Genomic DNA, 4,567 nt, shown 5'->3' on the forward strand with positions numbered 1-4,567 from the left:
GCAAGTGAGTATGCTGTCATTGTTTTTCCCGTTCCTGCTGCACCATAAAAGATAATACGCGCATCAATACCACTTTTTTTATCTTTTATGCCCCATTTGACAAGACGAGAGACAACATCTTTATCCACCTGTTTCATTAAGTTGTCAAGCGTCTCTTTTGTACTCTCATTTAGAACGACATCATCCAAAGAGGTATCGCTGTCTATAAGTTCAAATATATCTTGTTCAGCTACTAAAGCACCGAGTTTCAAGCGTGTTACTTTTTTTGTTTTTTGTGGATGAATAATACTTTGAAGCACATCATCTACAATGTAAAAAGAGCGGCTAATACCACCAAAAGGATTGAGCATCTCTTCATAATCAATAATGCCACTGCTCAAAAGGTTCGAGCCTTCTTCTAAAAGAGAGCGATTTTTTATACGCTCATAATCATCTAAAGAGATTAAATCAATAAGCGTATTCATCTCACGCAAAGATGAGTCAGTAGAGCCATACTCTTCACGCAATAGTGCAATAAAAATCACCTGTTCGTAGTTGCTCATCTTCTTTTGTTTAAAAAATTTGTCGAGTCCTAAATTTTCAGAAGTCTGTTTGACCCTCTCCTGTATGCGTTTTTCGAGATGTTGGAGTTTGTTTTGTAGTCTGTCTATACCCAAAGAGTGTTCATGCACATTTTGACGGATAACACTCATTTTTTGATAAAGCTCAATTCTAAAAAATTGGTCTTGAAGGTATTCAAGATGATCTGCATAGGGCTTAATATCTGGTAAATCCAAATCAAGCGTACCATCTTGAAGTAGTTTTAAAAACGAAGGTGTAAGCCCTACTGCACTGTTTAAAAGTTCTAAGGGAGTTACCTCTGAAATTTTCACAGGAGTAAAACTCTGCTGGTGCAACCAACCAAGTTCTAAAAGATTTTTTACCTCTTTTAGATGTTGTAAATGCTCGTAGTTTTCACTTTTATACAAATCTTGTAAAAGCTCAAGGACAAGTACATCATCTTGTCCTTTCATATATTTAACTGCAATGTGTTGCAACATTTTTGCTTCATCTTTATTACACTTTAAATGTATAAAGATGTCCGATTTTTCTATCTCTTTTGTTTTTAAAAAATTAACTAAAGTATTCAACTGTTTCCTTAAAATTTATATCCAAGTCCGGCAGACATAATCAATACATTTGAGTTTGAGAACTCACCATCTACATCATTGTCATTCGTAGTTTTTCTTGTGTCTCGCATAGAGTAAAGCGCTGCAAAACCTACATTGAGATTTTTTGAGTATTGGTAACGCACTCCACCAGAAACTGAAACAGAGTCAGAATCAGGCAGTTCAAAACCTAAGCTCTTGTTAGGTACCGGAGATTCATCTTTTACAGCTCCTGCCATAAGAGTGTACTTCTCCATTTGCTGTGTTATACCTAAACGATAAACATTTGTATCTTTCCACTCCTTTGCAATTGGGTCATCAAAATAAGGCTTCAAAATAGTTGGACTATTACTTACATAATTAAAATCAAGATTTTTATATGCTGACCAGTTTACTCTTTCATAGACAAACTCAACTGTTGTTTGTGTTGGAAATGTATATGCTACTGCTGCATCTATGGTTGCAGGAAGAGGTACAGTTACACTTGAACCACCATCATAGACTTTCGCATTGCCAATATATAATTTTGCATTTCCCTCAACTGTTAAATCAACATTCGATCTATATGTTAAGCCTATTTCTAATGCTTTTGTTGGTTTATAAGCAAGTGCCAAATTATAACCCATATCGATGCTGTCTCCTGTCATATCACGAGAAATGGCAGCTGAACTTTTAACTATACCAGTAGTACTAACAATTCGGAAACCAACTGCAACACCAAGCTTATCATTTATTTTAAACGCAGCACTTGGATTTATTTCTATTACTTTTAGCGTGAATTCTTTAGCTTTTTCAACAGCAGGAGAATCATTCCATCTTTTGGATAGTCCACCTGGGACTACAATGCTTAAACCTACACGAGCATTATTTCCAAGTTTTTTTGAAACATAATGCAGTGATGGTAAAAGAAATGTCTCTTTTTTTGCATTTATATCTGTTTTACCATCGTTAGATTTATACCTTACTGGATCAAGCCCAATATAGATTAAATCCGCTTCAATATTCTGTTTATTTTCCATAAAAACCATATTTGCAGGATTTGAATAAGCATTCTCTGCACCGTGAGAGTGTGCGACATTTGCCGCAGAGAGGGCTATTGCATTGAGTGATGTTTCTGGTATTTTATATCCACCTGCATAAAGAGTTCCCGCAGCTACTAAAGAAAGTGTTGTTACTTTAATTATATTTCTCATTTTATATCTCCATTTCTAATTGCAGCAAACCATTTTACTGCAGTTGCATAAGCTGCGGGCACACAATTTACATGAACAAAAGGATGTGTTGCATCTTTCTGTTGAGATAACATTCCAGTTGGAATAGGCGTAAGAGTTACATCTGCACCATTAGCTTTAAATTTATTGTATATATCATTAGATTCACTAAAAGGAATAATATCATCATCAACACACTGAATAAAGTTCATTTTGCTTCTTGGTGTCGAATTATCAAGCGTGTTTTCGGCAAACTTTTGTCTCATAATATTATTTTGATTATTTTGATAATCAGAAATGAAACTGTCTTTAAAAAGTTCATTAGTTGCATGGGTATAAAATCCGTAATCTGTTATATTTCCTTGCGCATCAACAGCTCCCATTCCTAAAATAATATGGATAGGTACTGTATCATACTGCCCACTAAACGCTAGTTGAAACTGAGCTAAAGATGGGATTGCAATATCACTTAGATTAACATCATTATAATAATGAGTATAAGAATAAGCTAAATCAGCCAAAAATGCAGGATATGCCATTGGCTGTGTTGCGTTTAAATCAACATCAGCCAATGCTTCAACATTGTAAGGACCAGCCATAGGAGCGACACCCATTAGATTAACTTTATCTGAGAAGTTCTTTTCAACCTCTTCAGCCATAGCAAGAGCATTATATCCACCTTCAGAATAACCAGAAATATAGAGCTGATAGTTTAATACTACATTGTTGTTTTTCATATATGTCATACTAGCTTTTAGCATATCTACTGCTTCTCTTGCTGCCGCTTTTTTCAATATATATGGATGTACCGTTGTATTTGAATCACCAAAACCAATATAGTCTGGATAAATTGCTGCAAATCCAGCATACCCTGTCATTAAAACTGCTTGAGGATATGATCCATTTAACAATTCTACATTACTTGGAGCTTCTGTATCCTTAAAAATAGTTCCATGATTATTACAAAGCATTGAAACAGAAAACGGTTTTTTTCCTTGTGAGAGACGATACTGTTGGTACTGAGCTGTGGCAGTTGGGATAACTAAAAGACCTGATGCAACTAATGGTTTATCATCTTGACCAACTGTTTTATAACTAATTTTGACTGCTTTATATCCAAAAGCATTTGTTGCATTTGAATCTATTTTAGTATGAATCACTTGCAACATTGTTGAAGCATTAATATCATCAATGACTGTTGCTTTTACTAGATTATTAAGACCCCCACTAACACTATCTGTTCCATCATTCCCACTAACTCCACAGGCACTTATAAAACCTACTAACGATAAAGAGACAGCATATACCGCACTTTTTTTTAGATACATTTTTAACAAAATTTAATTCCCCCTCTAAAAATATACCCATATTGTAACGAAAAATTTTATTTTACTCTATAAAAGAGTAAAGCATCTCTATCTCTTCTTTCCAAATTGTCTCATCAATTGTTTCTAAAATAAGTGGAATATCATCCATTCGCTCATCATTCATAATAAACTTAAACGCATCAATTCCTATTTCACCCTTTCCAAGTGAGTGGTGTCTGTCCACGTGCGAGCCTAGTGGTGGCTTAGAGTCATTAATGTGCATTCCACTCAAATATTCAAAACCTATAATGTCGCCAAACGCAGCCCATGTTTTGTCATACGCCTCGCGTGTTCTAATGTCATACCCTGCTGTAAACATATGACAAGTATCAATGCAGACACCCACGCGACTTTTATCTTCTACTTTGTCGATAATATGTGCGATATGCTCAAACTTCCAACCAAGGTTACTTCCCTGACCTGCAGTATTTTCAATGACTGCTTTAACATTTTTTGTTTTATCAAGTGCAATGTTAATCGACTCTGCAATAACATCAAGACATACATCTTCTATGGGTTGCATCACTTCTGGGTTCTCTTTATCTTTTTTAGCCACTTTTGCCAAGTGACTCCCCGGATGAAAATTAAGTCTGTCGAGCCCTAGCAAATCACAACGCTCTAGCTCATCTATAAACGCAGCCCTTGATTTTTCCAGCTTTTCAACTTCAGGATGTCCAAGGTTTATAAGGTAACTATCGTGAGGTAACACATGTTTGGGCAAAATACCACTTGCATCAAGCGCTTTTTTAAATTTATCTATCGTCTCAGCATCAAGTGGCTTTGCCACCCATTGTCTCTGATTTTTTGTAAAAAGAGCAAATGCCTTTGCTCCAATTTTCTC

General features: G+C 35.4%; 4 protein-coding genes. All 4 read right to left on the reverse strand.

The features are described 5' to 3' along the window. Window positions 1-1,130, reverse strand: a 1,130-nt coding sequence (locus MVY38_RS03435) for an AAA family ATPase (RefSeq protein WP_297483607.1), incomplete at its 3' end; no start/stop codon positions are given. Window positions 1,131-1,138: 8 nt separating this feature from the next. After that, a complete protein-coding gene (locus MVY38_RS03440; protein ID WP_297483609.1) occupies window positions 1,139-2,341 on the reverse strand; it encodes an outer membrane protein transport protein in 1,203 nt (400 codons plus the stop codon). Then, window positions 2,338-3,687, reverse strand: a complete 1,350-nt coding sequence (locus MVY38_RS03445) for a prolyl oligopeptidase family serine peptidase (protein WP_297483612.1) — start codon at window positions 3,685-3,687, stop codon at window positions 2,338-2,340. The genes MVY38_RS03440 and MVY38_RS03445 overlap by 4 nt, the downstream gene beginning before the upstream one ends. A 61-nt stretch (window positions 3,688-3,748) precedes the next feature. Beyond that, on the reverse strand, window positions 3,749-4,567 hold an 819-nt coding region (gene nfo, locus MVY38_RS03450; RefSeq protein WP_297483610.1), incomplete at its 5' end, for a deoxyribonuclease IV.

Source organism: Sulfurimonas sp., assembly GCF_027056685.1.
Classification (GTDB): domain Bacteria; phylum Campylobacterota; class Campylobacteria; order Campylobacterales; family Sulfurimonadaceae; genus Sulfurimonas.

Coding starts and splice junctions, on each gene's coding strand:
- MVY38_RS03440 (WP_297483609.1), bottom strand. CDS start 2,341: ATGAGAAATATAATTAAAGTAACAACACTTTCTTTAGTAGCTGCGGGA.
- MVY38_RS03445 (WP_297483612.1), bottom strand. CDS start 3,687: ATGTATCTAAAAAAAAGTGCGGTATATGCTGTCTCTTTATCGTTAGTA.